Genomic DNA, 26715 nt, shown 5'->3' with positions numbered 1-26715 from the left:
AAAGCCTTGATAGGCCGATTCAACACGCTGCTGAATTGATTCAACTTTCCGCTCCAACTGACGGAGCGGAAACGATTTTCCCTGCGAGGAACTGACTCTGCGTCAGGCGATGGCTTTTTCCATGAACAGGCTGAGCGGGTCCGGTTGATAAGAACCGAACGGCCCGATCTCGACATAGCCGGCGGTCTTGTAGAGGCCGATCGCCTCGGGCTGGTAGATGCCGGTCTCCAGTCGGATCGCCGACAGGCCGGCCTCGCGGCCGTGACCTTCGAGATGATCCAGCAACTTGCGGCCGATCTTCAAGCCCCGTGCCTGCGGATCGACGAACATGCGCTTGATCTCGGCACTGCCGTCTCCCGCATCCGCCAAGGCACAACAGCCGACGATCTTTCCTTCATGGCGGGCGACGAAGAAGGAGACCGATGGTTTTTCGAGCGTCGAGACATCGACGAGGTGGTTGCTTTCGGCCGGATAGAGCGACTGCGCATAGGCGTCGGATTGGTCGAGCAGGTGCAGGACGCCGGGCTGGCGAGGCGATTCTTTTTCAATGGTGAGAGTCACTTGGCGTTGTTCCTTCGCAGGTCGATTCATGCCGTTCGCAATCAACTCTAAAAGCACAGCGCTGAAAACGACAGACGGCAAATCTGGCTCTATTCGACAAGCGCCTCTCACCCAGCCCAAACGGCAGAAACAAATTGTTTCCAAGCTTTTCCCACTCTGCCTTACTTCCGGAGCAAAAAGACTTTTAGTTCAGCGAACTCAGAATCGCTCTTTACCGAACGATCTTCACCGAATTGGAGAACATCCGCGATGGTTCCTGCCCTGATCGTCATGACAATTCTCGGCTGCGACGACAGCGTCAGCCAATGCCACTACGTCTCGACGATCAGCGGCACCTGGCAGACCATTGCGATATGCGATGCGGAATCGCAGAAACAGTTGCCGAAATTCTCCAACGTCAACTACCCGGTGATCGTCGCGGTCTGCGAAACGTCCGGCGACACGATGGCCAATGCCAGGGACCCTGCACCCGAACCGACGAACCAGCCGGCGCTCGATCAGGCTCATGCGGTCGAACCGGACGTCGTACCGGCACCGCCGACTGCGGAACAAAAGCGGCCAAGCCTGCCGCGCCGGACATTGGCGATGGTGTCAGGCGCCCTGCCCGACGCGTCGGCACTGCGCAACGCCGTGACCAAGCCCGTCCACTATATCGAGGACGGCTATTCCTGGGTGGCGCGGAAGTTTACGAAGTAAGCCTATACGAGCCCGGCAGCGATCAAGCTTTCGGCGCTGGCACGGATTGCCTCGTCCTCCGAGCGCGGTTTCCAACCCAGCACGCGCCTCGCCTTTTCGTTCGATATGCGCGCGTCGCGGCCAAGCTCACCGGCAATCAGCTTCAGGCCGGGATCGAAGCGCGCGGCTAGTCTCGCAAGCCAGTTGGGCAGAACGAATTTCGGCAGCTTTTTCCCATAGGCAGGGAAGTCGCGTTTCAGGACATTGGCGATATCCCTGATCGATAGCGCCTTGCCGGCGATGATGAAACGTTCGCCGGCGGCCCCAGCGGTCGTCATGGCAAGAACGTGCGCTTCCGCAGCATCACGCACATCGACGACCGGCACGCTGAAATCCGGCATGGCGGGATAACGGCCCTTCATCAGGCTTTGCACCACACCGACCGACGTGCCTGTCTCGGCGCCCAGGATGGGGCCAAGGATCATGCCCGGATTGACGACGACCAGTTCAAGGTCATTTTCGCGGGCAAAGTCCCAGGCGGCGCGCTCGGCCAGCGTCTTCGATTTGTAGTAGGGCGTGGCCAGCGGCCCGTCGACATCGGTCCAGTCGGTTTCCGTAAAAGGCGCCCTGCCCGGACCGTAACTGACGGCGGCAATGGAGGATGTCAGCACTACGCGGCGAACGCCGGCATCTCTTGCGGCACGCAGCACCCGCAACGTTCCCTGTTGCGCTGGCAGGATGAGGTCATTTTCATCTTTTGGAACGCTTGATGGAAAAGGCGATGCCGTATGGATCACATCTGTTACGCCGGAAAATGCCGCATCCCAGCCCTCGTCAGACAGAAGATCAGCGACAACGAAGGAGAGTTTTCCACCACCGGCACCTTCCGCCGACCGGATCGCCGCCTCGATGGACGCCGCCTTTTTTAGCGATCGCAAGGTTCCACGAACCTCATATCCGGCCTGCAGCAATCGTGCTGCGACACGGCGGCCGAGAAAACCGCCTATTCCAGTCACAGCAATCAGCTTGCGTGCATCCTTGTTCATCATCTACCTCTTCTCTGTCATTCTGACATTTTTGATCTATTTTGTCAGTTTGACATTTTTAGTCCAAAGTGTCAATTCAACAGAATGGACGAGAAGAAGCAGCATATCATGACGGCGGCCGCAGAGGTTTTTACCCGCTACGGCTTCAAGAAGGCGTCGATGCAGGATATTGCCGATGCTGCCATGATGTCGCGCGCAGCGCTCTACCTGCATTTCAGAAACAAGGATGATCTGTTCCGGTCACTGATGACATGGCATCACGGCGCGGCTTTGACGGCGGCGGAGGCGGCCTTTTCGTCCAGCCGCCCTTTCATCCTGCGGATGGAAAATGCGCTGACGGATTTCACCATGACGATCATGGCGCCCGTCAAGGCCAGCACGCACGGACTGGAACTGTTCGAGGCGAACATGCTACTGGCCGGCGACATTAATGTGGCAACCTCGCTTCGCCTGCGTGCACTCATCGAAGATGCAGTAAAGACCGCGGTCTCTCAGGACGAGATTTCGCTCTCCGCAACCGGCCTTTCGGCCGAAGCGCTGGCCGATCTGCTCTACGTCTGTCTGGACGGAATTAAGAAAGCGCCCAACGGACTTGAGAAACTGGACCAACGGTTGGCCGCCCTGATGCGCCTGCTCGACACGTCGACACGGCCTTCCTGAAAAATCAGGCCGCTTCACGGGCTGCAAGCAGCGCGTAATCGCGGGCGCTCTGGCGCTGTTCGGCAATCGTCAGCTTCTCGATGAGATCAGCAAGGCCGCCGGAGGCATCGGATACTTGGCTCCTGCCGCGCAGTTTAGACAACAAGGCGGTGGAAATAGTGGCCGTCACAGTGGGTGAGCCAACCCGGTTTTCCTTGCGCCAGATCAGCACGGCCTCGGCAAACAGCGCACTGACGTCTCGGCCAAGCCCCGCACTTTCGAACAAAGCCCGGATGGCGTGGATACGGCCGTCGGAAAGAATCGAGCGAACCCGCTTGTCGGCGACATCAGACAGGTTGACGATGGCGGCTGCGAAGAAGTCGATCTTGCCGGAGCACAATGCGTTCAGAAGGAAGGCCGGCGTCAACCGTCCCGTTACCCGAAGATGCTCGACGAGGTTGGGGATCTGATCAGCCTGGGCTGCCCCCGCCATGCCGACGGCAGCCTTGTCGCAGGCTTCGCGGGTAATCCGCTCGACGCGGCGTTCGCCGATCACGGCCTGCACGAGACCGAAGCCGGAAAGTGCCGCTCCAACCTTCTCGACCAATGCATGACGGGCATCGGCCGGAAGATCGTCACGGTCAAGCAACGTATTGCGGACAGACCAGAGATGGCCGAGCCGGTCGCTCAGGCGTTTCAGCGTCCGGCAGGAAAACCGCGCCTGCTCATTTTCGAGCAGGATCAATACCTCTTCCTCGCCGCCGATCTCGGCGATGGCCGCGGCAACCGGCCGGGACATGGCCTGGCGGGCCGCAATGACTGCGCGGGTTTCCGGCGTGCCCTTGGCGGCGAGATCGACAAGGTCCATATCGTTGAGCACAGGAGAACGCGAAATGACGGCATAAGCGGTTTCAGGCTGGTCTTCGGCCAGCGACAGGATGATGGCCCGGGGAATGCGCGCGCAATCCGCAATGGCTTCGGCGAGCGCCAACCGGACTTTCGGCGAGGGGTCATCAAGCAGAAAGGTCATCGCCATTTCGGCCGCATGTTCGTCGAGCGTATTCATTTCTGCCGCAACATAGGCGCGGCCCAACGCGCTGGCCGCCCGAACCCGATCGCTGGTTTTTGCGGTCTCGACCCAACGAAGAAATGCTTGAATGATCACCGACGCCTCACTACACACCAACCAGCCACAATCCTGGTATTCCTACGTTAGCGATCAAAGGTTTAAGATTGGTTCACCATGTCCGTTAACCGCTTCGAAATGACGCTGCCGATGCTGTGCGCGGAACCGAAGGGGCTGCTGGCGCAGATCGGTACATACGAGACTGGGACCCTGATCCTCGATATCCGCAACGACTGGCTTACCGGAGAGGCTCTCGAGGCGGTGCAGGCGATCCTCACACAGAGGCAATCGACGGCAGGCTCGACGCTGTTTCGCGTTGGTGGACCGGACGACGAAGCCGGACAGGCCGCGATCGAGCGGCTGGTGGCGCTGAGGCCGCATGGCTTGGTGCTTTCCGGCTGTGGCGGTGCCGCCGACATTCAGAAGTTCGACGTCATGCTGCGGGTCGCGGAGGCCAGCAACGGGATCGAGGCGGGGTCGGTGGCACTGGTGGCGGAATTTGGCGAGAACCCGATATTCCTTCTCTCACCGGTATCGCTGAAAGATATATCCCGGCGCCTGAGGGCCATCATTTTCGACAGCGAAGGCCTGACGCGGGCGACGGCAAGCCAGGTGTTCAACGCCGCAGCGTCAAGGACCGGCGCGCCGCTTCTCCTCGCAGCTGCGACCGCTGTCATCAAGGCGAGACAGGCAGGCATTGCCTCCTACGCACTGCTGCAAGACAGGGATGACGATCCGCAGATCACGCGCGATATCGCGCTTGCCGATGGCTTTTCCGGCGTGGTTGCGCGCAACGCCGAACAATTGGCGGCGCTGGCCGTAATTTAGGACGCCGGACTATCGCGTGGGCCGCAACATTTCGAAGACGTCGCCGGCATCGCAATAATCCATATACCCCATCCTGCCGACCGGCCGGACCTTGGCCATGTCGAAGCGTCCGTCACGGATCGCCTCGTCGCGGATGTGAATGCCGACGACCTGGCCGATGACCACGTGGTTTTCAGAGAGCGTTCCGTCGAGCCCCTTTGGCTGGAATATTTCCGTGACCTTGCATTCGAGTGCCGCGTAAGCTTCGGCAACGAAGGGTGCCTGAACGAACTGGCCTTCAATGGGCATCAATCCGGCAAGTGCGAATTCGCTCTTGCCATGCGGAACCGGAGCCGATGTGGCATTCATCGCCTCGCGGATATCGAAGCTGACGAAATTGGCGGTGAACTCACGGGTTTCCTCGATGTTGCGCACAGAATCCTTGCGGCCGGACGAGGAGAACATCACCAGTTTCGGTGCATCGCTGATCGCGTTGAAGAAGGAATAGGGCGCCAGATTGAGGCTGCCATCGGCAGCCCTCGATCCGATCCAGCCGATCGGCCGCGGCGAGACGATGGCCTTGAACGGATCGTGGGCAAGGCCGTGGAGGTTTTGCGCAGTTGCATAAAACATCAGGCGTCCTCGCCCACCCAGGTGACGATCTCGGTCAGTTCGGGTCGCGGACGTTCCGTCGGCGGCACCTGCGGCGTACCGATGTGAATGAAGCCCGCTATTCTCTCGCCGGAATGAACGCCGAGCAGCGGATAGGCCTTTTCATCGAAGGCGTACCATTCGGTCAGCCAGTTCGAGCAGAACCCGAGCGCGTTGGCAGCCATCAACAGGTTGAGGCAGACGGCCCCGGCCGACATCAGCTGTTCCCATTCCGGCACCTTGACATGCGGGGCCGCCCTGCTGACGACGGCGACGACGACCGGCGCGCGCGACAGGCGGGCATTTTCCACCTTGATCATCTCTTCGGACAGATCGGGTTTGGCTGCGAGCGCCATTTTCGCCAGTTCGGCACTGATGCGAACCCGCTCCTCGCCGCGATAAACGATGAAGCGCCAGGGCGCCAGCTTGCCATGATCGGGCACGCGCGAGGCAAGCGTCAGCATTTCCTCGATTTCAGCCGTGTCCGGTCCCGGTCCACCCATCTGAAAGGCTGGAATAGACCGGCGGGTTGCCAGATAATCACGCAGGCTGATTTCAGTTTTCATTGCCGTCCATTTCCACTAGTTTGCCACCGCACGCCGCTACCACGAGGGCAGCCACGAAATTGCCATATCGGCGTTTCAAGTGGAGCCACACACTCAGGATGTCAACCACCCCATGCGCATCAAGGCCGGTCACGTTCGCGCTGTCACCATAGCGCTGGTTGTTGCAACAGCTGGCGCCCGTGCTCCACAGGCGCAGGAGCTTGCCGACCCCTTCAAGGCCTTCCCGGCGATCTCCGCTCCGACCAAGAAAATGCCGAAGCTCAACAGCTTCAATCCGACGGTCCCGGATGCCGCGACGCAGGGTCCGACGGCGAAAGACATTCAATTGGAAGCGCATCTGACGGAAAAGGGCAAGTCTGTCGAGCAGGGCCTGACCTGGCGCGTTTTCAGCCCTATTCCCGGCTCGGACGGCAAGCTGCCGCTGGTGGCCACGTCGGAAGGCGGATCAGCGGCGTTCCAGCTCATTCCCGGCGAATATTTCGTCAACGTCGCCTTCGGCCGCGCCGGCGCGACACGCAAGATCAGGGTGGCAGACGCCGGCCTGGTCGAAAAACAGGTGCTGGTGCTGGATGCCGGCGGCGTCATGCTGAATGCGGTGTCCGGCAGCGACGTACGCATCCCGCCGGGCGAACTGAGCTTTTCGATCTTTTCAGCGGATTCGAAAGAAGACGGCGAACGGGCGCTGGTTGTCGCCGACGTCAAGCCGAACACGGTCGTCCGGTTGAACACCGGCACCTATCACGTCGTTTCCAACTACGGCTCGGTCAACGCCGTCATTCGCGCCGATATCCAGGTGGAAGCCGGCAAGCTGACGGAAGCGACGATCCAGCACCGCGCCGCCAAACTGACACTGAAGCTCGTCTCGGAGCCGGGCGGAGAAGCGATTGCCGATACCGCATGGTCGATCCTGACCTCATCCGGCGACGTCGTCAGCGAAAGCGTCGGCGCTTTCCCGACGCTGGTGCTTGCCGAAGGCAGCTATTCCGCGGTGGCGCGCAACAACGAGAAGATTTTCCAGCGCGATTTTACCGTCAAGGCCGGCGTCAATACCGATGTCGAGGTCCTGCTCAACGACAAGGGCGTACAGCCCGCATCCGGTGCTTCCGACGCACAGGACTGAAGAACTAGGACACAGCCCTTTTGAGAAAGGGCTTGCGTGGCGGCGCCATGCAGAACACGCCGTCATAGATCCGCGTCAGGATATCCTTGCGATCGGCAATGGCACTCAGCTCTTCCCAGGCAATCAGCTGGCCGATGCGCGACGAAATCGTCGTGCCGGACAGCCTGCGGAACTCGCGGATCAACAGCGAGATGCGCAAGGTCAGCGAAACCTTGCTCGCCAGGTGAAACAGCCTGCCGTTCTGGCCTTCGAAATAGATCGGGATGACGCTTGCCTTGGCCGCCTGGATGAGTTTGGCCGGAAACATCTTCCACGGCAGATCCTCGGCCCTGCCAAAACCCTTTCTTGCCGTGGCAACACCACCGGCCGGAAAGACGATCAGGGTGACGCCTTCCTTGAGGAGCCGCACGGCCTCGTGGCGCGTCTGCATGTTGATCGCCAAGGCCTCTTTGGTTTCTTCAAACGAAATCGGCAACGAATAGGGCGCCATTTCCGGCACCTTCAAGAGTTCGTTGTTGATCAGCACCCGGAACGGGCGGCCGAGCTGCTCGGCAAGCGACAGGACAGCAATACCGTCGCCGATACCGAAGGGATGGTTGGCGACGATGACCACGGGCGTATCGGGCAGATGACGCGGCGGCCATTCGCCCTGGACACGGACGCGCACATCGATCAGGTCGAGCATTTCGCCGAAAATCCGGTCGCTCTTGCCGACGATGTTATGGCGCCACTGATTGTAGAGCCTGGCGTAACGATTGCGCCCGCCAAGCCCTTCCATGGAACGGATAAACCAACGTTTCAGCCGTCGATCGTTCTCGTTGGCGTAAGACAGCTCTTTGAACTGCACGTTGTTCCCCGTTCCAAGAAAAGGTGCGTCCGGAAGGGACGCAGCACAGGTATTTCGATCTGCCGGATTTGCGTTCCGGCGGCGGACGTTTATTCCACCCATCACGCATAAACCGGATAGTCTGCCAATGTTACAGTTTTCTGACAGAAGACTGAAGGCGCGGCCCTGCCGCACCTTCCCGACGGGATCATACAGGCTTTCGCCGATGATCAGGCCTTGGCCTTGCTCCGGCGCTCGGCCTTGCGCTTGACGTCCGGCGGCGTTGCTTCCAAGACCAGCGAGGCGATTGCCTCGTCGAGCGTCATCGGCGTTTGCGCCTGCGAACCGAGCCTACGGATATTGACCGTCCGCTCTTCCGCCTCGCGCATGCCGCAGACGATGATCACCGGCACCTTTGTCACCGAATGCTCGCGGACCTTGTAGTTGATCTTCTCGTTGCGGAAGTCGGTCTCGACCTCAAGACCGGCATCGCGCAGCAGTTCGGCAACTTCACGGCCATAGTCGTCGGCTTCCGAGGTGATGGTGGCGACGACGACCTGCAGCGGCGAAATCCACAGCGGCATATGGCCGGCAAAGTTTTCGATCAAGATGCCGAGGAAGCGCTCCATCGAGCCGCAGATGGCGCGGTGGATCATCACCGGCTGGGTCTTTTCCGAATTGCTGTCGATATAGAACGCACCAAAACGTTCCGGCAGGTTGAAATCGACCTGCGTCGTGCCGCACTGCCATTCCCGGCCGATGGCGTCCTTCAGCGTATATTCAAACTTCGGGCCGTAGAAAGCGCCCTCGCCCGGCAGGATACCGGTCTTGATGCGGCCTTCCGACTGCGCCTCGATCGTCTTCAGCACGTCCATCATGACGCTTTCGGCGCGATCCCAGAGCGCATCGTCGCCGACGCGCTTTTCCGGACGGGTCGAGAGCTTGACGACGACTTCCTTGAACCCGAAATCCTGATAGACCGACAGGATCAGGTCGTTGATGCGCAGGCACTCGGCTGCCATCTGCTCGTCGGTGCAGAACACATGCGCATCGTCCTGCGTGAAGCCGCGTACGCGCATCAGGCCGTGCAGCGCGCCGGAAGGCTCGTAGCGGTGGACGTTGCCGAACTCGGCAAGCCGGATCGGCAATTCGCGGTAGGATTTCAGGCCATGCTTGAAGATCTGGATATGGCCGGGGCAGTTCATCGGCTTCAGCGCGAAGACGCGCTCGTCGTCGGTCTCGTCACCGGCAACCGTCACCTTGAACATGTTGTCGCGGTACCAGCCCCAGTGGCCGGAGGTTTCCCACAGCGACTTGTCGAGCACCTGCGGTGCGTTGACTTCCTGGTAGGTGCCGGCCAGCCGCCGGCGCATATAGGAAACCAGCGTCTGGAAAATGCGCCAGCCCTTGCCGTGCCAGAAGACCACGCCCGGGCCTTCTTCCTGGAAATGGAACAGGTCCATCTCGCGGCCAAGCCGGCGATGGTCGCGCTTTTCGGCTTCGGCCAGGATATGCAGATACTGGTCGAGTTCTTCCTGCGTACGCCAGGCGGTGCCGTAGATGCGCGTCAGCATCGGGTTGTTGCTGTCACCGCGCCAATAGGCGCCGGCAACCCGCATCAGCTTGAAGGCATTGCCGATCTGGCCGGTGGAGGCCATATGCGGCCCACGGCAGAGATCGAACCAGTCGCCCTGATAATAGATCTTCAGGTCCTGATCGGCGGAGATCGCATCGACCAGCTCGACCTTGTAGTTCTCGCCCTTGTCGGCAAACACCTGACGGGCCTTGTCGCGCGGCCAGATTTCCTTGGTGAAGGGCTTGTTGCGCTGGATGATCTCCTTCATCCGCTTTTCGATCTTCGGCAGATCGTCGGGCGTAAAAGGCTCATTCTTGGCAAAATCGTAATAGAAGCCGTTTTCGATTACCGGGCCGATGGTGACCTGCGTGCCGGGCCACAGTTCCTGCACGGCTTCGGCCATCACGTGAGCCGTGTCGTGGCGGATCAGTTCCAGCGCGCGGGCATCTTCGCGGGTGACGATCTCGAGCTTGCCGGTGACGACCGGATCGGACAGGTCGCGCAGCTCGCCATCCAGCGCGATCGCGATGGCTTTCTTTGCAAGCGACTTGGAGATCGATTCGGCGACGTCACGGCCCGTCGTGCCAGCGGCATAACCGCGTACGGAACCATCGGGAAATGTAAGGGAAACAGCGTCAGACATAATAATCTCCTATCCAGTCCCGCCAACGAATGCGGGTGGTATGAGTGGAAGCCGGTCATGCCGGCGCGTGCGGTGCGCGGTATAAAGGGAAAGTAGCGGGATTGGAAGGGGTGGTGAGGTCATCTCCGTGAGGGCTTCGTTCAAACGTTAACCGGCATCAATGCAAATCGCTTTTGGCAATGATTGAATCAGCCTGCTTTCTGCTAAGTTACATGTAACCAGTATTTTGAGAGAACCTCCATGCCCTCAAAACCCTCACGTGTAAAAGTCGGTGAATACCGGGCGCGATTGCGCGCTCAAGGCCTACGGCCGATTCAGATCTGGGTACCGGATGTGCGCGCGCCTTCGTTCAAGACCGAGGCGCGCCGCCAGTCGCTTGCGGTTGCGCAAAGCGCCCAGGCCGAAGACGATCAGGCCTTCATCGATGCGGTCTATGACCCGGGCAATGAATGAGGCGCGGTGACATTTGGACCGTTGCCGGCGGCGCGGATTATGCGGGCAAACCGCGCCCGGTCGTCATCATCCAGGACGACAATTCGATTCGACGGCGTCGATAACCATCTGTGCCTTCACATCGGACGAAACCGAAGCGCCACTATTTCGGCTTCCTGTCGCACCGAGCGCACGCAACCGCCTTGTTGCGGTATCCCGCCTGATGGTCGACAAAATCACCACCGTGCCGAAATCGAAAATCGGACGGCAGATCGGGCGGCTCGATGACGAGGACATGCTGCGGCTAAACCGTGGCCTGCTGGTCTTCTTCGGGCTCGCTGGCTCGATGAAGCAACAGAATTAGAACCTCGCAGGCGCGGCCATTGACCGGCCGCAATCCCCCTTGCCGATGTCAGTCGCGTTTTGCGTCCGACATCGCATCGAGCATCGCGTTAAGTCCGTTGACGGTGTTGGCGTTGCGCAGCGTACCCACGCCCAGCTTCTTCGCCGTCAGATGGGATAGAAGCTTCGTTTCGCTCGGCTTTCCGCCGAAATCGATCCAGAGATCGCCGTCAATCAGGGCAAGGCGCAGTTCCGGCGGGGCAATCTTTTCGAGTTTTTCAAGATGTGTGGTGGTGAGCGGCTGGCGCATGACGCGCACGACGACGACGCTGTCGTCGCTTTCGGGAAACGGATTTTGGCAGGCAAGCCGTTTCCAATCACCGGCGCCCCGGACGATGATATCGACATGTTTTCCGAAATGCCGGCAAAACCCTTCCTCGAGCCGCGCCTCGATCACCGCGACCGGTTCGCTGGCGGTCTCGAAGACCAGGTTTCCGGTCGATACAAGCGTACGGGTGTTGCGAAAGCCGAGCCCTTCGGCCATCGCCCGAAGCTCCGACATTACCACACGGCGCCCAGTGCCCAGCACGATGCTATGGAGAAGAGCGACATAGACCGTCATGCCTGCGCCTTACCCGGCCGCCAGTAGCGCCATGGCGTATACCAATGCTTCGACGGCGCGAGACTTTCCGGCACCGGGTCGAGCCCGCCCGTGCCGCCGGGGCCGCAACGCAGGAAACGGAACAACACCATCCAGCCGCCCGGCCAAAAACCGTGGCGGGCGATGGCCTCGTAGCCGTATTCCGAACAGGTGGGGATGTGGCGGCAGGAATTGCCGATGAAGCCGGACAGCGTCAGCTGGTACAGCCGGATGAAGGCCATGCCGAACAAACGTCCGGGTGTCTTTCGAAATGGCCCCGCATAGTTGCGGCCCGAATAGGGCCGTCTGACGTCCCCGGTCTCATGGCCCTGACATCCCGGTTCGCCGCACATTTCAGCCGGCAGCCTTGACCAGGCGCGCGGCTTCGATCTGGCCGATCGCATCGACGACGGCATCGAAGGTCAGCATGGTCGAGGCGTGTCGGGCCTTGTAATCCCTGACGGGTTTGAGGAAGCGCATGTCTGCGAAACGGCCGGATGGCCCCTCGCCGTCCGCCTTCAGCATCGCCAGCATGTCTTCGCGCGCCTGGCGGATTTCCGAGGATGTGGCGCCGACGACATGGCGGGCCATGATCGAGGATGACGCCTGTCCGAGCGCGCAGGCTTTCACCTCATGGGCAAAGTCGATAACCGTGTTGCCGTCCATCTTCAGGCCGATCTTCACCTTAGAGCCACAGAGCTTGGAATGGGCGCTGGCCTCCGCGTCGGGATGGGTGAGCGTGCCGCTTTTCGGGATATTGCCGGCAAATTCCAGTATCCGACTATTGTAGATTTCATCCATCATTCGACGTGATCCGATGCATTTTGCGCGCTTTCAGGTAATCCGCGCATGATTTTCTATCGTATCTCAGAAAAAAACACAGTGTCTCCATCTGCGCCCCTTCCACATGTATCCCGGCATATTATATGGTATGTCGTGTGGGGGCGACAGGTTCGCAAGAGCGAACAGTTGCCTGTTGTTTGGGAAACCGTGCCGGATGATCCAGAGCCCTTAACCTCTGCAAATCTGAAAGCCCCGGAGCCCGCCGACGGAAACCAGACCTGAAAACGTCAGGTCAATGGCCAATGGCGAGTTGTCCGAAAAGATAAACGTCAAGTAACGCTTGTTACGCCAAGAGGCCATTATGGACGCCATAGTCAAGAATTTTCCCGCTGTGACCACGACTGATGGCCGGCCGAGCCAGAAGGAAGCCGAGGACGCCGTTCGCGTTCTCTTGCGCTGGGCTGGTGACGATCCGGCCCGTGAAGGGCTTCTCGATACCCCTGCCCGTGTCGCCAAGTCCTACAAGGAACTGTTTTCCGGCTATGACCTTGCTGCCGAGGAGGTTCTTGGCCGCACCTTCGAGGAAGTCGGTGGTTTCGACGATATCGTGCTGGTCAGAAATCTCGACTTCTTCTCGCATTGCGAACATCACATGGTTCCGATCATCGGCAAGGCGCATGTCGCTTACCTGCCGGACGGCAAGGTGCTCGGCCTGTCGAAGATCGCCCGCGTCGTCGATATTTTCGGCCGCCGCCTGCAGACCCAGGAAACCATGACGGCGCAGATCGCCAAGGCGATCGACGACACGCTGCAGCCGCGCGGCGTTGCCGTGATGATCGAGGCCGAACATATGTGCATGGCGATGCGTGGCGTCCAGAAGCAGGGCTCGACGACTTTGACCACCACCTTTACCGGTGCCTTCAAGACCGAGCCCGCCGAACAGGCCCGCTTCATGACCATGCTGCGGGGCTTCAAATAAGCTCCGTCAACCGGAGCCTTTCCGATGACACTTGAATTCGACCGCCCGTCCACCGACAAGGCGGAACTGGAATCCGGTTCCGCTTTCACGCCCCGTTTCGACACCAATGGGCTGATCACCGCCGTCGTCACCGATGCCGGCGACGGCACGCTTTTGATGGTGGCGCACATGAACGCCGAGGCCTTGGCGCTGACCATTAAGACCGGCATCGCCCACTATTATAGCCGTTCGCGCAAGAGCCTCTGGAAAAAGGGCGAAACGTCCGGTAACCTGCAAAGTGTCGAAGAAATCCGCACCGACTGCGATCAGGATGCACTGTGGCTGAAAGTCCGTGTGTCTGGCCACGACGCAACCTGCCATACCGGTCGGCGCTCATGCTTTTATCGTGTCGTCGGCGCCAAGGATGGTGTCACGTCACTCAATATCATTGATACCGAAATTCATTTCCATCCTGACGAGATCTACGGCAAAAATTAATCATCTGATGCTTTTTTGCTCAGCTTTTTGGATGGATTCACGATTTCGCAACCAGACTGGGAGCGTAATCTTGACAATGAGGATGCGTTCCGCCGGGAACACCCGGCATGCAACGCCATCCTGTAGAGTCAGTTCTTACGGCATGCGCTTGCACAGCAGTAATGCGAGACGTGACGGCCTGTAACAGTGTGTTCTGCGGCATGGAGGTGCCGGATGTTGAACTGGACATTCAATCGTAGCGGTATCACCGCAGATGCCTCCGTGCCGGGCGGACCTTCCCACGCTCTGGCGGCTCCTCCCCCGTCCGAACAAATCAAACCGCCGAAATCCAAGATAGCGCTGGCGCTTGGTGGCGGAGCTGCACGCGGCTGGGCACATATCGGCGTGTTGAAAGCGCTGGACGAGGAAGGTATCGAAGTCGGCATGATCGCCGGAACGTCGATCGGGGCGCTGGTTGGCGGCTGTTATCTGGCTGGAAAGCTCGACGAGCTTGAAACCTTCGCCCGCTCTCTGACCATGCGCCGCATTGCCGGCCTGCTTGATTTCGCCATCGGCGGTGGCGGCCTGTTCGGCGGGCTGCGGCTGACGAAACGCATGCAGGAACACCTGCAGGACATGTCGATCGAAGACCTCGACCGGACGTTCGTGGCTGTGGCGACCGAGGTCAATTCCGGCCATGAAGTCTGGATCGGTCAGGGTTCGCTGATCACGGCTATCCGTGCGTCCTATGCGCTGCCAGGCATCTTCGAGCCGGTCAAATGCAACAATCGCACCTTGATGGACGGCGCGCTGGTCAATCCGGTCCCGGTATCGGTCTGTCGCGCCTACGAGCAACAGCTGGTCGTTGCCGTCAACCTAAACTATGATCTTTACGGCCGCTCCGCTGTCATCAAGCACAATGCGGGAAGCCATGCGGCCGAGCAGCGGCCGAGGCACAAGCACCCGGAAGGCCAGGCAGGACGGCTGGGCATGACCAGCGTCATGGTCCAGGCCTTCAACATCATCCAGGATCGTATATCGCGGGCGCGCCTTGCCGGTGACCCGCCGGATCTGGCCCTGCATCCCAAGCTCAACGATATCGGCCTGTCGGAGTTTCACCGTGCCGGAGAGGCGATCGATCGCGGCTATTACGAAACCAAATCCAAGCTCAGCGAATTGCAGCGGCTTCAGGATGTGATGCTGCGATAACACCGGCGTCAACGCTGGCGTCTGCCGCGCGGCCGTTAAGCAGCGCGGCATTTTTATCAGCCATGGTCAGATCAGCCAGCGATATAGGCCTTGATCTGCGCGGCCTCGTGCTCGATCGCCCGGATATGATGGCGCACGGCATCGCCGATCGAGACGATGCCGACAAGGCGGCCGTTCTTTTCCACCGGAAGGTGGCGGGCGCGCATGTTGTTCATGATCTCCATGATGTCGTCGATGCTCATGTCCTCGGTGCAGCTATGCACCTTCGACCACATGACGGCGGACACGGTCTTGTCGAGGCAGTCGGCACCGAACTTGGCCATGGCGGCAACGACGTCGCGTTCCGTCAAAATGCCGGCGATCTTGTCGCCCGGCTTGACGATGATGACGGCACCGATACGATTTTCACTCAGCAAGGCGACCGCCTGGCGCACTTTTGCCTGCGGATCGACCGTCACCACCTGACGGCCTTTTTCGTTCAATATTGCCTTAACAGACATTCAAACCCTCCCGTTTCAGCGACCTGCATCTGACCGGGATATTGGCGAACCGCATGGGCGCTCCTCGCGCTGCGGTTATGGACCAATTCGCAAGACAGACATCATTCCTGTCGCGTTATCTGCCCATTGGCACCAAACCGAACTCCGCTCGATTCAGCACCTTCGGAGGTGAATGGTGCGCTACAGACCGGCGAAAATCAAGCGTTGTCGGTGACATCGTCAATCTTTCGAAAGGCGGCGACGGTTTAAAAAGCTCAATGGCGCGGATCGAAAAGGCCAAAAAGCAGAAAGCCGAACAGGAAGCCGCCAATATGCGCTTCCCAGGCAATGCCCCCCGCCCCGCCAAAGGCAAAGACGCCGAGGCCAATCAGGAAATTGGTCAGGAACCAGATACCGGTAAAAACCACGACCGAACGGTTCGACAACGCCTCGCCGACGGTCAAGCGGCGGTTGAGATGGGCAAACTGGCGGCTGATGCGGCCGCTGGGAGAAAAGACGAACCGCGCTGCGGCGCCCATCAGGCCGGCGACCACTCCGGAGGCGCCAACGACAAAGATGGTTTCGCCCCAATGGAAAGCCACATGCAGCGCGACGGCGGCGACAGCCGAAAGGCACCAGAAAAGCAGAAAGCGCAACGGTCCGATCCGGCGAATAACCGGGGCGCCGAACGCCACCATCCAGAATCCGTTGAAGATCAGGTGCTCCCAGGAGCCGTGCAGCAGGGAATACGTCAGGGGGCTCCAGAGCCAGGCAAAATTCTGATCCGCCAGAGGGTGATCATACCGGGCAGGCCAGAACGCGAAGTTCAAGATCACTTCGCTGTCAACCGCAGCCGACAGCAAATAGGTGCGCACAACATGGATGGCCACCAGCAGCGCCAGCATGGCGACAAGACCTGACGGCAGGTTGAAGGCCGGTTCGCTGACCCGCACTGCATTGTCGGCTTCAGCGCCCTGCGGCGGCGTCGCACCGTCGGTTTGGTCTGTCATGCTGCTCACGATTCCTTCCGCCGGTTCATCCTCAACCGGGCTCACATGTCTCGCTCTATACGATTCACGGTCCCGTCAAAAGCGGCGAGATGCGCGGCACTTGTTCGCATAGCTTGCGGGCGGAAATCAAATCAACAGGATTTGCAAGTTCGAACCCAGATGTTCCGGCGAAAAAAAGGCCGTCCAGTCAAAAACTGAACGGCCGGTGAGCCCCCAAAAACCCCGAGCCCTAAGTCAGTGTGCCGAAGGCAACCCTTCGTGAAGTGATGTCCTGTCATGCCATCAGAGCCGGTCGCTTTCAATCTAAACCAAACATTAACCTTAATATCGAGCTGGCACGGAAATCGCAGTGTCATCCCTACGGGCGTGTTTTTGTCCCCTGATGTGCCAAAGCGGCACAAACATGTGTCGAATGGAATGAGAGCATGCGCAGCAAGACCGCCATAGAGATCTACGCCTATTGGGACGAGTTGCGCGGGCATCGCGAGGTGCCGGCCCGCAGCCAGATCGAACCTGGTCATATTCGCAACATCCTGCCGGATCTCTTCATCCTGGAAAAAACACCGCGTGGCGATATCCGCTTCCGGCTTGCCGGCACACGCATCTGTGCGCTGTTTGCGCGCGAACTGCGTGGCTCGACATTCGATGCGCTGTGGCTTGCCGACCAAACCGGCCGTCTTGCCGGCATCGCTAATGACGTGATGGCACAGAAAACGCCGGTCGTTCTCTCGGCATTATCCCTTGCCGGCACCGCCGACCGTCTGCCGACCGAAATCATCCTTTTGCCGTTGCGGTCACCGGATGGAGCCGTGGACCGGATCATCGGGGCCTTGGTGCCGCTGTCGAGGCCGCTTTGGCTGGAGGCCACGCCTGTCAATTATCTCGATCTTGGCGGCATTCGCGTCCTCGATATCGCCAAGACCAACCTGTTTCAGCAGGACCGGCCGGAAAAGACCCTGCCCGCCTCCCGCCCGCTGCCGGGCCGCCAACCGATGACCGATCACGGCATCGCAAGCGCCATCCGCCGGGTGCTTCATCTCCGGGTATTCGAGGGCGGCCGCAGGGATTAATACGGCTCGAATGCAGGCATACAAAAAAACCTTCTGTTAACTGGAAGAAGGTAAAGCTGTGGCTTGGATGGACATCGCACAAGTGTGGTCATGTATTCGTTTCAGCAATCGCAGACGGCCGGCCCCAAGCAGCACAACGAAGGCGCTTTCCAGCGTGTCTCGGTGAACCTGACTGGCCGCCTCATGCTTGCCAACCACGACGAATTCGAATGCACCGCCATCGACATGTCGCCAGGTGACGTGCTGTTCACCTGCGATGCCCGGCCGCGGGCCGGTGAACGCATCATCGCCTATGTCGATCATGTCGGCCGCCTGGAAGGCACGGTGTCGCGTCTTGCCGAGAATGCTTTCGTCATCCAGATCAACGCCACCGACCGCAAGCGCGAAAAGCTCGCGGCGCAGCTGACCTGGATTGCCAACAAGCACGAACTGGGACTGCCCGAGGACCGGCGCCACGACCGTTTGGCGCCGCGCAAGACCCGCACCGATATCACCCTGGAAGACGGCAGCAAATATGTCTGCCGGATCATCGACCTGTCCCTGTCAGGGGCCGCCGTCGATATGGAAACTAGGCTTCCACTCGGCACCGCCATTCTGCTCGGCAGCATGAAGGGCCGCGTCGTGCGTCATTTCCAGGAAGGCGTGGCGATCGAATTCCTCGGAATTCAGTCGCGTGAGGCTCTTCGCGAATTTCTTTAGGTTCGCCGCGCTTTCGCTGGAAAAACCCGCGATGCGCCGTGCACACTATCAATTCCCGAGCAACAGACGGCACAGGATGAAGCGGTAGCGTCAGACCTGCGTGGTCTTTTGCGCCTTCGGACGCGGAGCAGCGTTCGCCTTCTTCTCCTTCTTGTTCCGATTGTATGCCACAGCCGAACGAATGAGCTCAGTCAGAGCACGCGGATCGATCGTATCACCCTCGAAAACATCGATCGACCGCCAGACCTTTCCTGCGAAACCGTTGTTGAACAGATTGTCCGGATCCGGAAGGCTGGCGCCGTGGGAAAAGGTCAGCTTCACTTTCTCCTTATGGGCGTTGCCGACCACCATGTTGCCGGCGCAAGACCAGACCGGGCTTCCCATCCACTTCCATTCCTCGATAATGTCCGGATCAGCTTCGAGAATGGCCTTGCGCAGGCTGGCGAGTGTCGCGCCGCGCCAATCGGTGAGACCGTCAATCAGCGCGTCGATATTTTCCGATGGCGTCATGGTTTTAATGCCTCGACTTGGGTCTGTGGCTGCAGAACAATTCTATCCAAGGACACCGACGCCGGCAACGGCGCACGCACTGGTTAGAGTTGGGCCTCGATCGCCGTCTTGTCGATAACCGACCAGACATTGGCAATCTTGCCGCCTTGGAACTGGTAGAACACGTTCTCGGTGAAGGAGATTCTCCTGCCGTTGACGGGGAGCCCCAGGAACGTCCCTACCGGCGTGCAGTCAAACACCAACCGGCTCGCGATGAAAGGCGGATCCGAGATCAGCAGCTGAATATTGAACTGCAGGTCCGGAATGTCGCGATAGTCACATTCGAGCATGCTGCGATAACCTGCCAAGCCGATCCGCCGGCCATTATGGCAAGCCTCATCCCCAACGAACCGCCCCAGGTTGGGCCAATCCTGCATGTTCAGACAGGCGATATAGGCTCTGTAGACATCCGAAAGGGCATTTTTCGTCACGGCACCTGTCTCCCGTTTTTTGCGTTCCCGGTCAACATTCCGGATAGCCAGCCCCGCCCTGCTGTTGATGCGACCCAATATGATACAAATTCTAGCCCAGATCAGTGCCGTTTTGGCGAAAACACGATCCAGCCGCAATTTCTCGTGCCGAAATAGAGAATATTTTTTGCCGATTTCCCAGCATTTTTCAGCATAGATCGGCAACTGCTTTGGTAAATGAAGTGCAAACGGCTGGGTTGCCTCTCCCTTTCGGCATGCGTGGTTATCCCACGTCGCCGCCGCTATCGTCCAGCGCAGAACTTGGTTTACTCCTGAAACCAACATGTTCCCCGCGAGATAGATGGTTTCGCCCGGCTTAACGGCACTGAGCCAATATGGGAATTCCTCAAATTTTATATAAGTTTGAATCAAATACATCTCGATATTTATTCAAGTTTAATTTGAATTTTCTACTTATTTCAATTTGTTTTGTACTTTATTTTACTTCCAATTTTCGCGAGCAATAAAAAACTCGGTGTCATTGTCACTCCAGAACGGGGAGACAAGCATGACAACGACATCATTCCTGAAGGCCAGCCTCATCGGCGCGTTTCTTTCTGCGGCAGCGGCACAGTCGGCTTTTGCCCTGCCCGCCAACATGATCACCGGCGGCGCCACCAATCCGCCAGTCGGACACTACGAGTTCTGCCGGAGCCAACCGCAGGAATGCCGCGCCAACCCTGGCAGCGACGGACCTCTGGCCCTGACCCGCGAAGGGTGGAAGAAAATTCTCGCGGTCAACTACGACGTCAACGAATCCGTGACGCCGCTGACCGACAAGGAAATCTACGGCGTCGAAGAGTATTGGGCCTATCCGGACAAGGTTGGCGATTGCGAAGATTACGTACTCCTGAAACGCAAGCGCCTGATGCAGGCCGGATTCTCGCCCTCAGACCTTTTGATCACTGTTGTCCTGCAGCCGAATGGCGAAGGCCATGCCGTGCTCACCGTGCGGACCGATCGCGGCGACTTCGTGCTCGACAACATGCGCAACAAAGTGCTGCTGTGGTCTGAGACCGAATACACCTATCTCAAGCGCCAGTCGGAACAGAATTCCGGCCGCTGGGTAAAGCTTCAGGACGGCCGCACCGTGGCTGTCGGTAGCGTCAGCCAGTAAGGCGGCCGCATGCCAGACATTCGCAGCCCGGCTCAGGATGCCCGGGCTGCGCGTAAAAAGGGCTTCGGTCAGTCCCCATCCCCGTCCCAGACCAAGGCCCTGCTGGCCGGTTCCGCTGTCCCCGGAACCGGCCTTTTTCTATTGCCCGAAGCGCAAGGGACCACCTGTTAGAAATAACCGGACACTTTTGGCGACGACGGCCGTAACGATAGGCCGGGCCGAAAGCGATCATACCGGCAATGGCGACTTCGGCTGACAGCGGAAAACTCCACCGGTCGGCCATTGTCCCTTCACCCATCGGCCAAGGCCGCGCCGTGACGCGGCTGATATCCGGCACGAGGAAAGAAGTGCCGAAACCGGCAACAAGCAGAACGAAGAACGCCGCTGCATTCATTGAAAATTAACCATGTTGCGCCAGCGTTACGATGCTTCTTCACTCCGCAAGTTCCGTGCCACCTCCCATGTTTCATACCGGCGCAAGCCAGCCGGGCGACGATACCGCCTGTAACGACAGTAAGACCGCGAACCCTCCATGACAGCCAACTCCGCAGCCGCCGGCCATGACGATCACGCTCCGCTGATCTCCACACGCTTCGTCTCCATGCTGACGGCTGCCGTCGTTGGACTGGCAGCCTTGACGGCAACGATCAGCCTTGCGGGCCGCTGGTATGGAGAAAGCCTGGCGCTGGCCGGGCACACGACCAGCACGGAGCCCACCGATATCCTCATCGGGCAGGACCATCTGCGGATTTCCTCCAATTTCATCCGTTTCGAACAACAGCGCGTGACCGGCCGCGCCGACCGTGTCGATCTCTACCTGACGTGGCCTGGGCTGCAGGGATATACCGACGGGACGCGCGCTCTTTTCAACGATGTCAACAAGCCGCAATCGCTGCTTTTCCTCGATATTTCCCAGAGCACGATGTCACGCGACATGTCGGGGCGGATCGAGCCGATCTACCAGCACCTCTTCAGCGGTAAAATGCTGCCCGGTCCCGCGGGGCTGGTGCGTCACGAGATGAAACAGAACTCCGGCTACGGCCAGGAAGTCTTCTTCACCGCGAACCGGGATGGCGATACGCCTTACGCCGTGCGCTGCATGATGCCGGCAACACCTGCCCTGTCGAGCAGCGCCGATTGCCAGCGCGATATTCACATCGGCCGCGATCTTGTTGTGCTTTACCGTTTTTCCAGCCAATTGCTGCCACAATGGCACGCCATCGACACCGCCATCACAACATTCCTGAACCAAAGACTGGTCCCTTGAATATCCGTCAGCCCCCCGGTCATGAGCCTGATTTGCCGAACGCAACGACCGTGGACCGGCTGTACCAAAATGCAAAGAAGACGTCAGACAGCAGAAACCAATCATTCATCATAAACCGATTGGTAACGCTATCCCGATAGAGTTTCGAGAACAGTCGTTTCTGGAGGCCACCCCGGACGGCATCTGTGAAAATAGAATGAAGAGTAGTGTAGTGTCCAAATCCATATTCAACGGCTCCGCTCCATATTCCCCCGTGCTATTTTTCAGGAAGGCATGCCGGGTACTTCTGGTATCGCTGGCCGCCACGTTCACGGCAATTCCCGTCGCCTTTGCCGCGCAATATGCGGGTATCGTGGTCGATGCGAAGACCGGCAAGGTTTTGTATAGCGAAAATGCCGACAGTCTGCGCTATCCGGCGTCGCTGACCAAGATGATGACGCTGTATTTGACCTTCGAGGCACTCGAAGCCGGCAAGATCAACAAGAACACGCCCGTTCCGTTCTCCAAGAATGCATCGGCTGAACCGCCATCCAAACTTGGCGTGCGTTCCGGCAATGCGATCACCGTGGAACAGGCGATCCTTGCTCTGGTAACGCGCTCTGCCAATGACGCGTCAACCGCACTCGGCGAGTTGCTTGGCGGCTCCGAAGACCGCTTTGCCCGCATCATGACCAACAAGGCCCGTGCGCTCGGCATGACCCGCACCACCTATCGCAACGCCAACGGCCTGCCGAACGACGCGCAGATGACGACGGCGCGCGATCAGGCCCGGCTCGGCATGGCGCTTCGCCAGCATTTCCCGCAATACTATTCCTATTTCTCCACCCGCAGCTTTCGCTTCGGCAAGCAGACGATCGGCAACCACAACCGCCTGCTTGGCAATGTGCGCGGCGTTGACGGCATCAAGACCGGTTACACCCGGGCTGCCGGCTTCAATCTGGTAACCTCGGCCCAAGCAGACGGCCGCAGCATCGTCGGTGTCGTTCTGGGCGGCAAGTCCGGTGGCGCCCGCGACGCACAGATGCGCGCCCTCGTCGCCAAGTACATGCCGGCCGCCTCGCGCCGTGGCGGTGGCAACCTCGTTGCCGAAACTGCCGATGCACCCACCATGCAGGCGCAGGCTGTGACCCAGCCTGCCGAAACGGAGCAGGCCGAAACCGTCGTTGCCGCCACCGGCGGAAGCTTCAATCTGCCGAACAATGGCCCGGTGCCGGATTTCCGCTACAGCGGCGAAACCACGAAGAGCATCGAAGTTGCCTACGCAGCACCGGTCAAGGCCAGCACCAATCCACTGGTGAGCCAGAAAATCATGCCGAATACGCTGGAAGCGCAGAGCCGCAAGCTTGCCAAGGCGGTCCCCGCTGCCGATGTCGATAATCAGATCACCAATTCCGTTGCCAAGCAGGCAACCGAAACGGCTGCGGTCGCCGACAATGCGCCGGCCGGCTGGGTGATCCAGATCGGTGCGACGCCGGACAAGGGCCAGGCGATGACATTGCTTGAAAACGCCAAGGACAAGGGCGGCAAGGTGCTGCGCGGCGCAACCCCCTTCACGGTGGCTTTCGCCAGCGGAGACGGCCATCTCTACCGGGCGCGCTTCGGCGGTTTCTCCGATCAGAACAAGGCTCTATCCGCCTGCAAGGCGTTGAAAAGCAAGGGCTTCGCCTGCTGGGCCAGCCTGCAGTAACAACAGCACACAAGTTTCGATCAGCGGCGTGTTGTGTTTACCGCTGATCCTCCTCGGATTTGGTTTTGCGTAACGAGGTTAGTTATGGGAATGAATGAGAATGGATCGGGCATGACGCCCGCACCGGACAAGAAGCGGAAGTCACCGCGGTCCGGCCTGCACCCCTTGCATGAAGCCGCCATGCGGATCGCCGAACTCGGCAGCCGCCCCCGGTCGAAGACCAAGGATCTGGTGACGCTGCTTTTGACGCATGGGGCACGGGCATGGCGCTCGACACAGCCGGACGCACAAATCCATGTGCATGTGACGTCGCCATCCGGCCGCTATCCGATCCGGCTGCGGATCCGGTAACAACGTCATAGAAAACGATCAAAGCCCGGTTCTGCCGGGCTTTTTGCATTTTGATCTCAGCTTTCAGAGGAGGCCGAGTTCGGCCAGTTCGCGGCGCAGGTCGAGCGGCATGTCCGCCGTTCCAGCGCCCAATGCCGACAGATCGCGCGGCGCTTCATTGTCCTGAAGATAGCGCCAGCCCTGAAACGCCCGGCGCGGCTGATAGGTGGTTTCGATGACTTCCGGGCCGAGGATCAGGTTGCAGCGGCCGATCCCCTCGCCGTCGGTGAAGGTTTCGATGCCGGTCAGCCGCTGGCGCGCTTGCACCTGCCCCTTGATCACCCAATAGAGTGATCCGCCGTCCAGCAGTTCCTCGACACGCTTCGGCACCATGCGCGTCGTATGGTAGGAATGGGGTTCAAGACCGGCGGCAACGGCCGTCAGTGCCTTACGCGACACCCATTCGCGAAGATCGTCAATCGATTCTGCGCCGACGCAGAGCTTGATGAGATGCAAGGCCATGGCCGGAGTTGAACACCCGCAAAGCGGTGCCGGTCAAGCTTGTTCTCGACCGTTCCACAGATCGGTGCCCGTCAGCACTCGACAACGTTGACGGCAAGGCCACCCGTCGACGTTTCCTTGTATTTATCGTGCATATCGACACCAGTCTGACGCATCGTCTCGATGCAGGCGTCGAGCGGCACGAAATGCTGACCGTCGCCTTTGAGCGCCAGCGAGGCTGCCGTAACGGCCTTGACCGCCCCCAACGCGTTGCGCTCGATGCACGGAACCTGGACGAGACCGGCGATCGGGTCGCAGGTCATGCCAAGATGATGTTCCAGCGCGATTTCGGCCGCATTCTCGATCTGCTCCGGCGTTCCACCCATGACGGCGGCAAGCCCGGCCGCCGCCATGGCAGACGCCGAGCCGACCTCGCCCTGGCAGCCGACTTCGGCACCGGAGATCGAGGCATTGAACTTGATGATGCCGCCAATCGCAGCCGCCGTCAGCAGATAGTCGCGAATGCCGTGATGATCGGCGTCCTCATGAAAATGCAGGTAGTAGCGGATCGTCGCCGGAACGACGCCGGCGGCGCCATTGGTCGGCGAAGTGACGACGCGGCCGCCGGCGGCATTTTCCTCGTTCACCGCCATGGCGTAGACACTCAGCCAGTCGTTGGCGAGCAGGGGGTTGATCTTGTTGGAGCGCCACTCGTCCTGCAGCTTGTCATGGATCATGCCGGCGCGGCGGCGCACTTTCAGGCCACCGGGCAAGATTCCGGAACCGGTCAGTCCACGGTCGATACAGCTTTTCATCGCGGCCCAGATGCGGTCGAGGCCTTCGTCCAGATCCTCCGTGGACATCGAACATTCCTCGTTCGCACGCTTCATCTGGGCGATCGACAGGCCGGAATGCCGTGCCATATCGAGCATCTGCTTTGCGGTTGAGAAAGGATAGGGAACCTTGACGCCGCCGGGCTTGGTCTTGCTCGCCTTCATCGCTTCAAGTTCCGTATCGGTAACGACGAAGCCGCCGCCAATCGAATAATAGACCCGCTTCAACAGCAAACGTCCGTCCTTGTCGAAGGCGGAAAAAGACATGCCATTGGCATGACCGGGCAGCGGCACCTTCTTGTCGAAGACAAGATCGGTCTTTGGCTGGAATTCGTACGCAGGATGCCCGGCAGGGGTGATGCGCCCGGTGCGCTCGACTTCGTCGATGATCGGATCCATCCGGTCGGGATCGACACGGTCCGGGCGCTCGCCCATCAGACCGAGGATCACCGCCCTGCCCGTTCCATGGCCGATGCCGGTAAAGGCCAGCGAACCGTGCAGGCTCGACTTGATCGAGGTGACGGTGGCATTGACGGCGCGCGGCCAGTCGCTCGACAGGATCAGGTCGAGAAAGCGGTTCGCCGCCGACATCGGGCCCATCGTGTGCGAACTGGAGGGGCCGATACCAATCTTGAAGACATCAAAAACCGAAAGAAACATGCGAACTCCGCCCCGGGACTGCTGGACCGGACAAGATTGCCGGACCACGATCATTGCATCGAAACTAGGCCATACTGCGCTGGCCATCAGGCGATCAACCGACGTCCACTCGCATGCGTGCGACACGGGCGGGCTGCCGGGTGGCTGTAGCACGATTCCTCGTTGATAAGTCGCCATGCCCGAGCGTCGATTTCAAGGGGCGGGGTAAACTTTCGCGATACCTTGCAATTTCGGCAAAGCATGCCAAAAACGAGGCATGACACTGACAGACTATATCGCATTGGCGGTCTTTGCGCTGCTGTGGACCGGTTACAACTGGGCCACGGACGGCAAGGTGCAACTCAAGCGCATCTCCTTGACGCGCCTGATGATGGAGAACCGCCGGCGCTGGCTTCTGAATTCCCTCAACCGCGACCTGAAGATGATCGACACGCAGATCGTCGCCGGACTGCAGGCGGGAACCGCTTTCTTCGCCTCGACGACGATCTTTGCGCTGGGCGGCTGCTTTGCGCTTCTGGGCGCCACCGACCAGGTCCAGGCGATCATGAGCGACCTGCCCTACGTCTTCCATGGCGGGCGCACGGCGTTCGAATTGAAGGTCGGCGGCCTTGCCTGCCTGTTCGCCTACGCCTTCTTCAAATTCGCCTGGTCCTACCGCCTGTTCAATTATTGCTCCATTCTCGTCGGCGGCATTCCGATGATGTCGGACATCATGCAGGATCGCGAAGGCGCAGAACGGGCCGCCGGACGGGCCGCCAGGATGAACATTCTTGCTGCCAAGCATTTCAATGCCGGCCTGCGCAGCGTCTTCCTGTCGATCGGCTATCTCGGCTGGTTCATCAGCCCCTATGTCTTCATCGCATTGACGGTCTTCGTCATTTTCGTGCTGACCCGCCGGCAATTCTATTCGGAAGCGCGCGAAGCCCTTCTTGACGACACAAACCCCTGAAAGTCTTGGGCGGAAAG

31 protein-coding genes and 1 pseudogene are annotated in these 26715 nt (G+C 59.6%); 16 read left to right on the top strand and 16 right to left on the bottom strand.

What is annotated here, in order from left to right:
- Positions 1 to 102: 102 nt before the first annotated feature.
- Positions 103 to 591, bottom strand: a complete 489-nt coding sequence (locus ACP7E6_RS12865) for a GNAT family N-acetyltransferase (RefSeq protein WP_426230123.1) — start codon at positions 589 to 591, stop codon at positions 103 to 105.
- 219 nt (positions 592 to 810) lie between these two features.
- Between ACP7E6_RS12865 and ACP7E6_RS12860 the strand changes: the two genes are divergently transcribed.
- Complete coding sequence (locus ACP7E6_RS12860; protein ID WP_426230122.1) at positions 811 to 1257, top strand: hypothetical protein; 447 nt, start codon at positions 811 to 813, stop codon at positions 1255 to 1257.
- A 2-nt stretch (positions 1258 to 1259) separates the two neighbouring features.
- Here the strand turns inward: ACP7E6_RS12860 and ACP7E6_RS12855 are convergent, their stop codons facing one another.
- Complete coding sequence (locus ACP7E6_RS12855; protein WP_426230121.1) at positions 1260 to 2285, bottom strand: SDR family oxidoreductase; 1026 nt, start codon at positions 2283 to 2285, stop codon at positions 1260 to 1262.
- 105 nt (positions 2286 to 2390) lie between these two features.
- Between ACP7E6_RS12855 and ACP7E6_RS12850 the strand changes: the two genes are divergently transcribed.
- Entirely contained in the window at positions 2391 to 2942 is a 552-nt protein-coding gene (locus ACP7E6_RS12850) for a helix-turn-helix domain-containing protein (protein WP_426230120.1), read from the top strand.
- A 4-nt stretch (positions 2943 to 2946) separates the two neighbouring features.
- Here the strand turns inward: ACP7E6_RS12850 and ACP7E6_RS12845 are convergent, their stop codons facing one another.
- Complete coding sequence (locus ACP7E6_RS12845; RefSeq protein WP_426230119.1) at positions 2947 to 4086, bottom strand: DUF2336 domain-containing protein; 1140 nt, start codon at positions 4084 to 4086, stop codon at positions 2947 to 2949.
- Between the two features lie 78 nt (positions 4087 to 4164).
- Between ACP7E6_RS12845 and ACP7E6_RS12840 the strand changes: the two genes are divergently transcribed.
- Positions 4165 to 4875: a hypothetical protein gene (locus ACP7E6_RS12840; protein ID WP_426230118.1), complete on the top strand. Its 711-nt coding sequence runs from the start codon at positions 4165 to 4167 to the stop codon at positions 4873 to 4875.
- Between the two features lie 9 nt (positions 4876 to 4884).
- Here ACP7E6_RS12840 and ACP7E6_RS12835 read toward each other — a convergent pair whose 3' ends face one another.
- Both ACP7E6_RS12835 and ACP7E6_RS12830 read right to left on the bottom strand, forming a co-directional pair.
- Entirely contained in the window at positions 4885 to 5487 is a 603-nt protein-coding gene (locus ACP7E6_RS12835) for a flavin reductase family protein (protein WP_426230117.1), read from the bottom strand.
- A complete protein-coding gene (locus ACP7E6_RS12830; protein ID WP_426230116.1) occupies positions 5487 to 6071 on the bottom strand; it encodes a nitroreductase family protein in 585 nt (194 codons plus the stop codon). The genes ACP7E6_RS12835 and ACP7E6_RS12830 overlap by 1 nt, the downstream gene beginning before the upstream one ends.
- A gap of 112 nt (positions 6072 to 6183) precedes the next feature.
- On the opposite strand from ACP7E6_RS12830, the gene ACP7E6_RS12825 reads away from it, so the two are divergent.
- Entirely contained in the window at positions 6184 to 7191 is a 1008-nt protein-coding gene (locus tag ACP7E6_RS12825) for a hypothetical protein (protein ID WP_426230115.1), read from the top strand.
- Positions 7192 to 7195: 4 nt separating this feature from the next.
- On the opposite strand, the gene ACP7E6_RS12820 is transcribed toward ACP7E6_RS12825, so the two are convergent.
- Together ACP7E6_RS12820 and thrS are read right to left on the bottom strand one after the other, a co-directional pair.
- Positions 7196 to 8038, bottom strand: a complete 843-nt coding sequence (locus ACP7E6_RS12820) for a lysophospholipid acyltransferase family protein (RefSeq protein WP_426230114.1) — start codon at positions 8036 to 8038, stop codon at positions 7196 to 7198.
- A gap of 209 nt (positions 8039 to 8247) precedes the next feature.
- Entirely contained in the window at positions 8248 to 10236 is a 1989-nt protein-coding gene (thrS, locus tag ACP7E6_RS12815) for a threonine--tRNA ligase (RefSeq protein ID WP_426230113.1), read from the bottom strand.
- 240 nt (positions 10237 to 10476) lie between these two features.
- Here thrS and ACP7E6_RS12810 point away from each other — a divergent pair, with 240 nt between their 5' ends.
- Together ACP7E6_RS12810 and ACP7E6_RS12805 are read left to right on the top strand one after the other, a co-directional pair.
- The gene (locus tag ACP7E6_RS12810) at positions 10477 to 10689 is read left to right on the top strand and encodes an antitoxin MazE family protein (RefSeq protein ID WP_426230112.1); all 213 of its coding nucleotides are present in this window, start codon (positions 10477 to 10479) and stop codon (positions 10687 to 10689) included.
- Positions 10686 to 10948: pseudogene (locus ACP7E6_RS12805) on the top strand (type II toxin-antitoxin system PemK/MazF family toxin); the annotation flags it as partial. The gene ACP7E6_RS12810 and the pseudogene ACP7E6_RS12805, both read left to right, overlap by 4 nt.
- 132 nt (positions 10949 to 11080) lie before the next feature.
- On the opposite strand, the gene ACP7E6_RS12800 reads toward ACP7E6_RS12805, so the two are convergent.
- From ACP7E6_RS12800 to ACP7E6_RS12790, 3 genes are read right to left on the bottom strand one after another with little or no spacing between them, the layout of a single operon-like run.
- Positions 11081 to 11632, bottom strand: a complete 552-nt coding sequence (locus ACP7E6_RS12800; RefSeq protein ID WP_426230111.1) for a DUF1697 domain-containing protein — start codon at positions 11630 to 11632, stop codon at positions 11081 to 11083.
- A complete protein-coding gene (gene yidD, locus ACP7E6_RS12795; protein WP_426230110.1) occupies positions 11629 to 12003 on the bottom strand; it encodes a membrane protein insertion efficiency factor YidD in 375 nt (124 codons plus the stop codon). Before yidD ends, ACP7E6_RS12800 begins: the two co-directional genes overlap by 4 nt.
- Before the next feature lies 1 nt (position 12004).
- A complete protein-coding gene (locus tag ACP7E6_RS12790; protein ID WP_426230109.1) occupies positions 12005 to 12454 on the bottom strand; it encodes an iron-sulfur cluster assembly scaffold protein in 450 nt (149 codons plus the stop codon).
- Between the two features lie 340 nt (positions 12455 to 12794).
- Here ACP7E6_RS12790 and folE point away from each other — a divergent pair, with 340 nt between their 5' ends.
- From folE to ACP7E6_RS12775, 3 genes are all read left to right on the top strand, one after another.
- Positions 12795 to 13412: a GTP cyclohydrolase I FolE gene (folE, locus tag ACP7E6_RS12785; protein WP_426230108.1), complete on the top strand. Its 618-nt coding sequence runs from the start codon at positions 12795 to 12797 to the stop codon at positions 13410 to 13412.
- Positions 13413 to 13436: 24 nt separating this feature from the next.
- Positions 13437 to 13889 (top strand): phosphoribosyl-AMP cyclohydrolase, encoded by a 453-nt coding sequence (gene hisI / locus ACP7E6_RS12780; protein WP_426230107.1) that lies wholly within the window; start codon positions 13437 to 13439, stop codon positions 13887 to 13889.
- Positions 13890 to 14102: 213 nt separating this feature from the next.
- On the top strand, positions 14103 to 15077 hold the full coding sequence (locus ACP7E6_RS12775; RefSeq protein WP_426230106.1) for a patatin-like phospholipase family protein: 975 nt from the start codon (positions 14103 to 14105) through the stop codon (positions 15075 to 15077).
- A gap of 71 nt (positions 15078 to 15148) precedes the next feature.
- Here the strand turns inward: ACP7E6_RS12775 and ACP7E6_RS12770 are convergent, their stop codons facing one another.
- Both ACP7E6_RS12770 and ACP7E6_RS12765 read right to left on the bottom strand, forming a co-directional pair.
- On the bottom strand, positions 15149 to 15577 hold the full coding sequence (locus tag ACP7E6_RS12770; RefSeq protein ID WP_426230105.1) for a CBS domain-containing protein: 429 nt from the start codon (positions 15575 to 15577) through the stop codon (positions 15149 to 15151).
- 254 nt (positions 15578 to 15831) lie between these two features.
- Positions 15832 to 16566, bottom strand: a complete 735-nt coding sequence (locus ACP7E6_RS12765) for a rhomboid family intramembrane serine protease (protein ID WP_426230104.1) — start codon at positions 16564 to 16566, stop codon at positions 15832 to 15834.
- Between the two features lie 425 nt (positions 16567 to 16991).
- Between ACP7E6_RS12765 and ACP7E6_RS12760 the strand changes: the two genes are divergently transcribed.
- Both ACP7E6_RS12760 and ACP7E6_RS12755 read left to right on the top strand, forming a co-directional pair.
- On the top strand, positions 16992 to 17636 hold the full coding sequence (locus tag ACP7E6_RS12760; RefSeq protein WP_426230103.1) for a PAS domain-containing protein: 645 nt from the start codon (positions 16992 to 16994) through the stop codon (positions 17634 to 17636).
- A gap of 90 nt (positions 17637 to 17726) precedes the next feature.
- Positions 17727 to 18335: a PilZ domain-containing protein gene (locus tag ACP7E6_RS12755; protein WP_426230102.1), complete on the top strand. Its 609-nt coding sequence runs from the start codon at positions 17727 to 17729 to the stop codon at positions 18333 to 18335.
- Between the two features lie 90 nt (positions 18336 to 18425).
- Here ACP7E6_RS12755 and ACP7E6_RS12750 read toward each other — a convergent pair whose 3' ends face one another.
- Positions 18426 to 18845, bottom strand: coding sequence for a DUF1801 domain-containing protein (locus ACP7E6_RS12750; RefSeq protein WP_426230101.1), 420 nt, complete (start codon positions 18843 to 18845; stop codon positions 18426 to 18428).
- Between the two features lie 83 nt (positions 18846 to 18928).
- Positions 18929 to 19315, bottom strand: coding sequence for an ester cyclase (locus ACP7E6_RS12745; protein WP_426230332.1), 387 nt, complete (start codon positions 19313 to 19315; stop codon positions 18929 to 18931).
- Positions 19316 to 19862: 547 nt separating this feature from the next.
- Here ACP7E6_RS12745 and ACP7E6_RS12740 point away from each other — a divergent pair.
- From ACP7E6_RS12740 to ACP7E6_RS12725, 4 genes are all read left to right on the top strand, one after another.
- The gene (locus ACP7E6_RS12740; protein WP_426230100.1) at positions 19863 to 20471 is read left to right on the top strand and encodes a transglutaminase-like cysteine peptidase; all 609 of its coding nucleotides are present in this window, start codon (positions 19863 to 19865) and stop codon (positions 20469 to 20471) included.
- Between the two features lie 532 nt (positions 20472 to 21003).
- Positions 21004 to 21738, top strand: coding sequence for a hypothetical protein (locus ACP7E6_RS12735; protein ID WP_426230099.1), 735 nt, complete (start codon positions 21004 to 21006; stop codon positions 21736 to 21738).
- A 196-nt stretch (positions 21739 to 21934) separates the two neighbouring features.
- Positions 21935 to 23425: a D-alanyl-D-alanine carboxypeptidase gene (locus ACP7E6_RS12730; protein WP_426230098.1), complete on the top strand. Its 1491-nt coding sequence runs from the start codon at positions 21935 to 21937 to the stop codon at positions 23423 to 23425.
- A gap of 84 nt (positions 23426 to 23509) precedes the next feature.
- Positions 23510 to 23776, top strand: a complete 267-nt coding sequence (locus ACP7E6_RS12725; protein ID WP_060505114.1) for a hypothetical protein — start codon at positions 23510 to 23512, stop codon at positions 23774 to 23776.
- A gap of 63 nt (positions 23777 to 23839) precedes the next feature.
- Here the strand turns inward: ACP7E6_RS12725 and ACP7E6_RS12720 are convergent, their stop codons facing one another.
- Together ACP7E6_RS12720 and ACP7E6_RS12715 are read right to left on the bottom strand one after the other, a co-directional pair.
- A complete protein-coding gene (locus ACP7E6_RS12720) occupies positions 23840 to 24277 on the bottom strand; it encodes a DUF1489 family protein (protein WP_426230097.1) in 438 nt (145 codons plus the stop codon).
- 71 nt (positions 24278 to 24348) lie between these two features.
- On the bottom strand, positions 24349 to 25749 hold the full coding sequence (locus ACP7E6_RS12715) for an L-serine ammonia-lyase (RefSeq protein ID WP_426230096.1): 1401 nt from the start codon (positions 25747 to 25749) through the stop codon (positions 24349 to 24351).
- Between the two features lie 256 nt (positions 25750 to 26005).
- On the opposite strand from ACP7E6_RS12715, the gene ACP7E6_RS12710 reads away from it, so the two are divergent.
- On the top strand, positions 26006 to 26698 hold the full coding sequence (locus tag ACP7E6_RS12710; RefSeq protein WP_426230095.1) for a DUF599 domain-containing protein: 693 nt from the start codon (positions 26006 to 26008) through the stop codon (positions 26696 to 26698).
- Positions 26699 to 26715: the final 17 nt, after the last annotated feature.

Source organism: Pararhizobium sp. DWP3-4 (assembly GCF_049898205.1).
In the GTDB taxonomy this organism is placed as follows: Bacteria; Pseudomonadota; Alphaproteobacteria; order Rhizobiales; family Rhizobiaceae; genus Pararhizobium.
The sequence above is the reverse complement of the archived record's forward strand: the minus strand, read 5'-3'. Positions and strand labels throughout refer to the sequence as shown.

Coding starts and splice junctions, on each gene's coding strand:
- ACP7E6_RS12865 (WP_426230123.1), bottom strand. CDS start 591: ATGAATCGACCTGCGAAGGAACAACGCCAAGTGACTCTCACCATTGAA.
- ACP7E6_RS12860 (WP_426230122.1), top strand. CDS start 811: ATGGTTCCTGCCCTGATCGTCATGACAATTCTCGGCTGCGACGACAGC.
- ACP7E6_RS12855 (WP_426230121.1), bottom strand. CDS start 2,285: ATGATGAACAAGGATGCACGCAAGCTGATTGCTGTGACTGGAATAGGC.
- ACP7E6_RS12850 (WP_426230120.1), top strand. CDS start 2,391: ATGACGGCGGCCGCAGAGGTTTTTACCCGCTACGGCTTCAAGAAGGCG.
- ACP7E6_RS12840 (WP_426230118.1), top strand. CDS start 4,165: ATGTCCGTTAACCGCTTCGAAATGACGCTGCCGATGCTGTGCGCGGAA.
- ACP7E6_RS12835 (WP_426230117.1), bottom strand. CDS start 5,487: ATGTTTTATGCAACTGCGCAAAACCTCCACGGCCTTGCCCACGATCCG.
- ACP7E6_RS12830 (WP_426230116.1), bottom strand. CDS start 6,071: ATGAAAACTGAAATCAGCCTGCGTGATTATCTGGCAACCCGCCGGTCT.
- ACP7E6_RS12825 (WP_426230115.1), top strand. CDS start 6,184: ATGCGCATCAAGGCCGGTCACGTTCGCGCTGTCACCATAGCGCTGGTT.
- thrS (WP_426230113.1), bottom strand. CDS start 10,236: ATGTCTGACGCTGTTTCCCTTACATTTCCCGATGGTTCCGTACGCGGT.
- ACP7E6_RS12810 (WP_426230112.1), top strand. CDS start 10,477: ATGCCCTCAAAACCCTCACGTGTAAAAGTCGGTGAATACCGGGCGCGA.
- ACP7E6_RS12800 (WP_426230111.1), bottom strand. CDS start 11,632: ATGACGGTCTATGTCGCTCTTCTCCATAGCATCGTGCTGGGCACTGGG.
- yidD (WP_426230110.1), bottom strand. CDS start 12,003: ATGTGCGGCGAACCGGGATGTCAGGGCCATGAGACCGGGGACGTCAGA.
- ACP7E6_RS12790 (WP_426230109.1), bottom strand. CDS start 12,454: ATGATGGATGAAATCTACAATAGTCGGATACTGGAATTTGCCGGCAAT.
- folE (WP_426230108.1), top strand. CDS start 12,795: ATGGACGCCATAGTCAAGAATTTTCCCGCTGTGACCACGACTGATGGC.
- hisI (WP_426230107.1), top strand. CDS start 13,437: ATGACACTTGAATTCGACCGCCCGTCCACCGACAAGGCGGAACTGGAA.
- ACP7E6_RS12775 (WP_426230106.1), top strand. CDS start 14,103: ATGTTGAACTGGACATTCAATCGTAGCGGTATCACCGCAGATGCCTCC.
- ACP7E6_RS12770 (WP_426230105.1), bottom strand. CDS start 15,577: ATGTCTGTTAAGGCAATATTGAACGAAAAAGGCCGTCAGGTGGTGACG.
- ACP7E6_RS12765 (WP_426230104.1), bottom strand. CDS start 16,566: ATGACAGACCAAACCGACGGTGCGACGCCGCCGCAGGGCGCTGAAGCC.
- ACP7E6_RS12760 (WP_426230103.1), top strand. CDS start 16,992: ATGCGCAGCAAGACCGCCATAGAGATCTACGCCTATTGGGACGAGTTG.
- ACP7E6_RS12755 (WP_426230102.1), top strand. CDS start 17,727: ATGTATTCGTTTCAGCAATCGCAGACGGCCGGCCCCAAGCAGCACAAC.
- ACP7E6_RS12750 (WP_426230101.1), bottom strand. CDS start 18,845: ATGACGCCATCGGAAAATATCGACGCGCTGATTGACGGTCTCACCGAT.
- ACP7E6_RS12740 (WP_426230100.1), top strand. CDS start 19,863: ATGACAACGACATCATTCCTGAAGGCCAGCCTCATCGGCGCGTTTCTT.
- ACP7E6_RS12735 (WP_426230099.1), top strand. CDS start 21,004: ATGACAGCCAACTCCGCAGCCGCCGGCCATGACGATCACGCTCCGCTG.
- ACP7E6_RS12730 (WP_426230098.1), top strand. CDS start 21,935: ATGAAGAGTAGTGTAGTGTCCAAATCCATATTCAACGGCTCCGCTCCA.
- ACP7E6_RS12725 (WP_060505114.1), top strand. CDS start 23,510: ATGGGAATGAATGAGAATGGATCGGGCATGACGCCCGCACCGGACAAG.
- ACP7E6_RS12720 (WP_426230097.1), bottom strand. CDS start 24,277: ATGGCCTTGCATCTCATCAAGCTCTGCGTCGGCGCAGAATCGATTGAC.
- ACP7E6_RS12715 (WP_426230096.1), bottom strand. CDS start 25,749: ATGTTTCTTTCGGTTTTTGATGTCTTCAAGATTGGTATCGGCCCCTCC.
- ACP7E6_RS12710 (WP_426230095.1), top strand. CDS start 26,006: ATGACACTGACAGACTATATCGCATTGGCGGTCTTTGCGCTGCTGTGG.